The sequence below is a fragment of the Stenotrophomonas maltophilia genome (assembly GCF_013464485.1).
In the GTDB taxonomy this organism is placed as follows: Bacteria; Pseudomonadota; Gammaproteobacteria; order Xanthomonadales; family Xanthomonadaceae; genus Stenotrophomonas; species Stenotrophomonas maltophilia_AW.
Genome location: NZ_RAUX01000005.1, coordinates 130,429 through 137,068, shown reverse-complemented (window position 1 = coordinate 137,068; position 6,640 = coordinate 130,429). Strand labels below are relative to the sequence as shown.

The window sequence follows — 6,640 nt, the reverse complement described above, 5'->3', positions numbered from 1 at the left end:
CCACGACCCACCGAGGCAGGCAGGGGCTTCTGCTAAAATCCGGGGTCCATGTCGCGTACCTCATACCCCGCCCCGCCGCTGCCGCGTGCCGGCCAGCTCCGCGCCTGGTGGCGCGCCCCCGCCTCGCCGAGCGCCCTGGCCTGGTATCTGGCCCAGGCCGCGCGCGTGCACGACGCTCCGCTGCTGGTGATCGCCCGTGACAACCACGGTGCCAACCAGCTCGAAGCCGACCTGCACACCCTGCTCGGCGGCGACCCGGCGTTGCCGGTGATCGCCTTCCCGGACTGGGAAACCCTGCCCTACGACCGCTTCAGCCCGCATCCGGACATCATCTCGCAGCGTCTGTCCGCCCTGCACCGCCTGCCCACGCTGAAGCGCGGCCTGGTAATCGTGCCGGTGCAGACCCTGCTGCAGCAGCTTGCCCCGCGCAGCTATGTGATCGGCGGCAGCTTCGACCTGAAGGTCGGCCAGCGCCTGGACCTGGAAGCAGAGAAGCGACGCCTGGAAAGCGCCGGCTACCGCAACGTGCCGCAGGTGATGGACCCAGGTGATTTCGCCGTGCGCGGCGGTCTGCTGGACGTGTTCCCAATGGGTGCCGAGGAGCCGTTGCGCGTCGAACTGCTGGACGAGGACATCGATTCGATCCGCGCCTTCGACCCGGAAAGCCAGCGCTCGCTGGACAGGGTCGAGGCGGTGCACATGCTGCCTGGCCGTGAAGTACCGATGGACGAGGCCAGCATCGCCCGCGTACTGGCCACGCTGCGCGAGCGCTTCGATGTCGATACCCGGCGCAGCGCGCTGTACCAGGACCTGAAGTCCGGGCTGGCCCCGGCCGGCGTCGAGTACTACCTGCCGCTGTTCTTCGAACGCACCGCAACCCTGTTCGACTACCTGCCCGACGGCAGCCTACCGGTGGTCTGCGCCGGCGCCGGCGAAGCCGCCGAGGCGTTCTGGGCGCAGACCGGCGAGCGCTACGAACAGCGCCGCCACGACGTCGAACGGCCGCTGCTGCCGCCGTCGGCGCTGTACCTGTCGCCGGAGCTGCTGCGCGAGCGCCTGAACGACGCCCCGCGCATCGAGGTGTGGGCCGCTGACCACGCACGCATCGCCGACGCGCACCCGCTGGGTGACCAGCCGTTGCCGCCGTTGCCGGTGGCCGCACGCGACGCACCGGCCGGCGACGCACTGAAATCCTTCCTCGGCCACTACCCGGGCCGCGTGCTGATCGCCGCCGATTCGCCCGGCCGTCGTGAAGCCCTGCTGGAAGTGCTGCAGGCCGCCGAGCTGAAACCGCCGGTGGTGGCCGACCTGCCCGCGTTCCTCGCCGACGATGCGCGCTTCGCGATCGCGGTGGCGCCGCTGGAAGATGGCTTCGCGCTGGACGATCCGCGCATTGCGGTGCTGACCGAACGCCAGCTGTTCCCCGAGCGCGCCGGCAGCACCCGCCGCACGCGCCGTGCCGGCCGCGAGCCGGAAGCGATCATCCGCGATCTCGGCGAGCTGACCGAGAGCGCGCCGATCGTGCACGAGGACCATGGCGTTGGCCGCTACCGTGGCCTGATCGCGATGGACGTCGGCGGCATGCCCGGCGAGTTCCTCGAAATCGAATATGCCAAGGGTGACCGCCTGTATGTGCCGGTCGCCCAGCTGCACCTGATCAGCCGCTACTCGGGCGCCTCGGCGGAAACCGCGCCGCTGCATTCGCTGGGTGGCGAGCAGTGGAGCAAGGCCAAGCGCAAGGCCGCCGAGAAGGTTCGCGATGTTGCTGCCGAACTGCTGGAGATCCAGGCCCGTCGCCAGGCCCGTGCCGGCCTGGCGCTGCAGGTGGACCGCGCGATGTACGAACCGTTCGCGGCCGGCTTCCCGTTCGAGGAAACCCCGGACCAGCTGGCCGCCATCGATGCGACCCTGCGCGACCTGGCCAGCAGCCAGCCGATGGACCGCGTGGTCTGCGGCGACGTAGGCTTCGGCAAGACCGAAGTGGCCGTGCGCGCCGCCTTTGCGGCCGCCAGTGCCGGCAAGCAGGTGGCGGTGCTGGTGCCGACCACGCTGCTGGCCGAACAGCACTTCCGCAATTTCCGCGACCGCTTCGCCGATTACCCGTTGAAGGTCGAGGTGCTGTCGCGCTTCAAGACCACCAAGGAAATCAAGGCCGAACTGGAGAAGGTTGCCGCTGGCACCATCGACGTCATCGTGGGTACCCACCGCCTGCTGCAGCCCGACGTGAAGTTCAAGGACCTGGGCATGGTCATCGTCGACGAGGAGCAGCGTTTCGGCGTACGCCAGAAGGAAGCCCTGAAGGCGCTGCGCGCCAACGTGCACCTGCTGACCCTGACCGCAACCCCTATCCCGCGCACCTTGAACATGGCCATGGCCGGCCTGCGCGACCTGTCGATCATCGCCACCCCCCCGCCGAACCGGCTGGCGGTGCAGACCTTCATCACCCAGTGGGACAACGCGCTGCTGCGCGAGGCCTTCCAGCGCGAACTCTCGCGCGGTGGCCAGCTGTACTTCCTGCACAACGACGTGGAAAGCATCGGCCGCATGCAGCGCGAGCTGTCCGAGCTGGTGCCCGAAGCACGCATCGGCATCGCCCACGGGCAGATGCCGGAGCGCGAGCTGGAAAAGGTGATGCTGGACTTCCAGAAGCAGCGCTTCAACGTGCTGCTGTCGACCACGATCATCGAATCGGGCATCGACATCCCCAACGCCAACACCATCATCATCAACCGCGCCGACCGTTTCGGCCTGGCCCAGCTGCACCAGCTGCGCGGCCGCGTGGGTCGATCGCACCACCGTGCCTACGCCTACCTGGTGGCGCCGGACCGCCGATCGATCACACCGGACGCCGAGAAGCGCCTGGAAGCGATTGCCTCGATGGACGAACTCGGTGCCGGCTTCACCTTGGCCACGCACGATCTGGAGATCCGCGGTGCCGGTGAACTGCTCGGCGAGGACCAGAGCGGGCAGATGGCCGAGGTGGGCTTCAGCCTCTACACCGAGCTGCTGGAACGCGCGGTGCGCAGCATCAAGCAGGGCAAGCTGCCCGACCTGGACGCCGGCGAGGAAGTGCGCGGTGCCGAGGTCGAGCTGCATGTGCCGGCGCTGATTCCGGAAGATTACCTGCCGGACGTGCACACCCGCCTGACCCTGTACAAGCGGATTTCCAGCGCGCGCGACAGCGATGCGTTGCGCGAGCTGCAGGTGGAGATGATCGATCGCTTCGGCCTGCTGCCGGATGCGGCCAAGCACCTGTTCGCCATCGCCGAGCTGAAGCTCAAGGCCAACACGCTGGGCATCCGCAAGCTGGACCTGGGCGAGAACGGTGGCCGCATCGTGTTCGAGTCCAAGCCGAACATCGACCCGATGGCGGTGATCCAGCTGATCCAGAAACAACCGAACCTCTACGCCATGGAAGGACCCGACAAGCTGCGCATCAAGCATCCGCTGCCGTTGCCGGAAGACCGCTTCAACGCGGCCCGCGCCCTCCTGACCACCCTCGCCCCGGGTTGATCGCCCCCGAATACCCCGCACCGGTCCCCGCCCGGTGCGGGCGGATGACCATGTTTCCTGACGCCGTACCCGCCCCCGACCTGCTGCACGCGCAGGCCTGCCTGATCGATGCCCTTTCGATGTCGCTGCAGATGCGTGATGCTTACACCCGCCACCACTGCGACCGCGTCGGCCTGCTCGCGCAGCGCCTGGCCACGCACTGCGACCTCGATGACGACGCCTGTGCGCAGATCGGCCTGGCGGCACGCTTCCACGACATAGGCAAGATCGGCATTCCCGATGATGTGCTGCTGACGCCACGCCGGCATACCGATGAAGAGCGCGCGATCATGCGCGAGCATCCGGTGCGCGGCGAACACATCTTCCTTGCAACCGGCCGCAGCGATGCCGTACCGGTCGCGCAGCTGATCCGCGCCCACCACGAGGCCTTCGATGGCAGCGGATATCCCGATGGGCTGCGTGGTGAGTCCATTCCCCTGGGGGCGCGCATCGTCACCGTTGTGGACGCCTACGACGCGATGACCAGCGTGCGGCCCTACCGCGCTGCGATGGAACGCAGTACGGCATTGCGCATCATTGACGAGCAGTCCGGCGGGCTGATCGATCCTTACGTACTGCAGCGTTTTCATCGCATGCTGGCGCAGGAACCGGCGCTGGCCTGATCGGCTGACGCCACCCGCCATGCATGAACCAACGTGCCGGCTGACCCGCTGGCTGATGCACTGATTGACCCGCCAGCTGACCCGCTGGCAGAGTCGACTGTCAGTCGGCTGCTCTTCCTTCAGATCGCGAAAATCCCGCGCTGCGCGCGATAGTCGACTAACAGTCGACTCTACCGATCCGGTGGCATCGTGCCGGCAGACAAAAGGCCCGGCTTGCGCCGGGCCTCTTTCATCACGCATCAGCTGCGATCGATTACCAGATCACTACGCGCTTGTCGTCGGCACGCACCATTGCGTCGCCGGCCTTGCACTGGAACGCAGCGGCATACGACGGCATGTTCGACGGCGCACCATTGGCACGGAAGTTGGCCGGCGCGTGCGGGTCGGTGTTCAGGCGCACGCGCAGCTCGCCATCGGTGAAGTTGCGGCGCCACACGGTGGCCCAGTTCATGAAGAAGCGCTGGTCCTGGCTGTGGCCATCGACCTCGACATTCGCCTTCGGGTCTTCCTTCAGCGCCATCTGCAGCGCGTCGTAGGCCACGGTCAGGCCACCGAGGTCGCCGATGTTCTCGCCCAGGGTCAGCTTGCCCTTCACGAACACGCCCGGCACCGATTCATAGCCGTCGAACTGCGCGACCAGCTGGTCGGTACGCTCGGTGAAGGCCTTGCGGTCGGCGTCGGTCCACCAGTTGTCGAAATTGCCGTTGGCGGCGAACTGGCTGCCCGAGTCATCGTAGCCGTGCATCATTTCGTGGCCGATGACCGCACCGATGCCGCCGTAGTTCAGCGCCGGATCGGCCTTGGCGTCGAAGAACGGCGCCTGCAGGATGGCGGCCGGGAACACGATCTCGTTCTTGGTGGCGTTGTAGTAGGCGTTGACCGTCTGCGGGGTCATGCCCCACTCGGTCTTGTCCACCGGCTTGCCGATCTTGTCCAGCATGTAGCGGTAGTTGAACGCACGCGCTGCCTGCATGTTGCCCAGGTAGCTGTCGCCGTTGGTCTGCAGGCCCGCCCAGTCACGCCACTTGTCCGGGTAACCGATCTTCGGAGTGAAGCTGGCCCACTTCTCCAGTGCCTTCTTCTTGGTCTCTTCGCCCATCCACGGCAGCTGCTCCAGGCGTGCCTTCAGCGCCTGCGACAGGTTCTCCACCAGGTGCTGCATGGCCACCTTCGACTCGGCCGGGAACACGGCATCGACGTACAGCTGGCCCAGCGCTTCACCCATGCCACCGTTGACCGATTCCAGCACGCGCTTCCAGCGCGGCTGCATTTCCTTCTGGCCACGCAGGGTGGTGCCGTAGAAATCGAAGTTCGCCTTCTCGAACTGGCTGCTCAGGTACGGCGAGGCATCGTCGATGGTGTGGAAGCGCAGGTAGGCCTGCCAGGTGCTGGCGGGCACGTCGGCCAGCATCTTGTCCATTTCACCGAAGAAGCCCGGCTGGGCCAACGAGAACTTCTGTGCGGCCGGCACCTTGAGGGTGTCGAACAGCGCGGTCCAGCTGAAGTTCGGGGTCAGCTTGTCGGCGTCGGCGGCGCTGAGCGGGTTGTAGCGCTTGGCCGGGTCACGCATTTCGATGCGTGACATCGAGGCCTTGGCCAGGCGGGTTTCAAAGGCCATCACGGCCTTGGCCTGCTCGGCCGCCTGCGCAGCGTCCACGCCTGACAGGGTCAGCACCTGTGCGATGTAGGCCACATAGGCATCGCGGATCTTGGCCTGTGCATCGTCGAAGTAGTAGCCCTTTTCCGGCAGGCCCAGACCGCCCTGGCCGACGTAGGCAATGACGTTCGCCGAATCCTTGTAGTCGGCATTGGCGAACAGCGAGAACAGCACGCCCTTGCCCTCGGCCTGGCTGTCGCGCAGGTACTGGGTGATGGCGGCGGTGTCGTTCAGCGCGGCGATCTTGTCCAGCTGCGGCTGCAGCGGCGCCAGGCCGGCGGCTTCGATCTTTGCCTCGTCGTTGCCGGTCTTCCAGATATCACCGATCTTGGCTTCCACCGAGCCGGCCTTGGCCTGGCTGGCGGCCGCCTGCTGCACCAGCGTGTGCTGCACTTCCAGCGAGCGCTCGCGCAGGATCTCGAAGCTGCCCCAGGTGGTCTGGTCGCCCGGCACCGGGTTGGCCTTCAGCCACTTGCCGTTGACGAAGCCATTGAGATCGGTACAGGCCGAAATGGCCGGATCCAGATCGGCGCTGTTGAGCGAGATCAGCGGGGTCTTGATCTGCGACAGATCGAAGGCCGGCTTGGCGTCGGCGTTGGCGGCCGGCGCGGTTTCATTCTTGCCACAGGCCGCCAGCGAGGCAGCGATGGCGATGGTCAGGCCCAGCGGGACCAGGTTGCGGACGTTCATGAGGCGCTCCTGCGGGTAATTCCACAGGGTAGCCGGGGAAGCTCACGACAGGGACCGGCCAAAGGTCACAGGGGCGAGCCTCTTGTAGGCTCGAGCCATGCTCGAGTGCTGTTGGCCT

At 66.7% G+C, this 6,640-nt stretch carries 3 protein-coding genes; 2 read left to right on the top strand and 1 reads right to left on the bottom strand.

Annotated features, from left to right (window positions below):
* The first annotated feature begins 48 nt into the window (after positions 1-48).
* Positions 49-3,513 (top strand): transcription-repair coupling factor, encoded by a 3,465-nt coding sequence (mfd, locus tag D7Y61_RS03085; protein WP_180864927.1) that lies wholly within the window; start codon positions 49-51, stop codon positions 3,511-3,513.
* Between the two features lie 44 nt (positions 3,514-3,557).
* Positions 3,558-4,175 (top strand): HD-GYP domain-containing protein, encoded by a 618-nt coding sequence (locus tag D7Y61_RS03080; RefSeq protein WP_180864925.1) that lies wholly within the window; start codon positions 3,558-3,560, stop codon positions 4,173-4,175.
* Between the two features lie 253 nt (positions 4,176-4,428).
* Here D7Y61_RS03080 and D7Y61_RS03075 read toward each other — a convergent pair whose 3' ends face one another.
* The gene (locus D7Y61_RS03075; RefSeq protein ID WP_180864923.1) at positions 4,429-6,522 is read right to left on the bottom strand and encodes a M13 family metallopeptidase; all 2,094 of its coding nucleotides are present in this window, start codon (positions 6,520-6,522) and stop codon (positions 4,429-4,431) included.
* Positions 6,523-6,640: the final 118 nt, after the last annotated feature.

Coding starts and splice junctions, on each gene's coding strand:
- D7Y61_RS03075 (WP_180864923.1), bottom strand. CDS start 6,522: ATGAACGTCCGCAACCTGGTCCCGCTGGGCCTGACCATCGCCATCGCT.
- mfd (WP_180864927.1), top strand. CDS start 49: ATGTCGCGTACCTCATACCCCGCCCCGCCGCTGCCGCGTGCCGGCCAG.
- D7Y61_RS03080 (WP_180864925.1), top strand. CDS start 3,558: ATGACCATGTTTCCTGACGCCGTACCCGCCCCCGACCTGCTGCACGCG.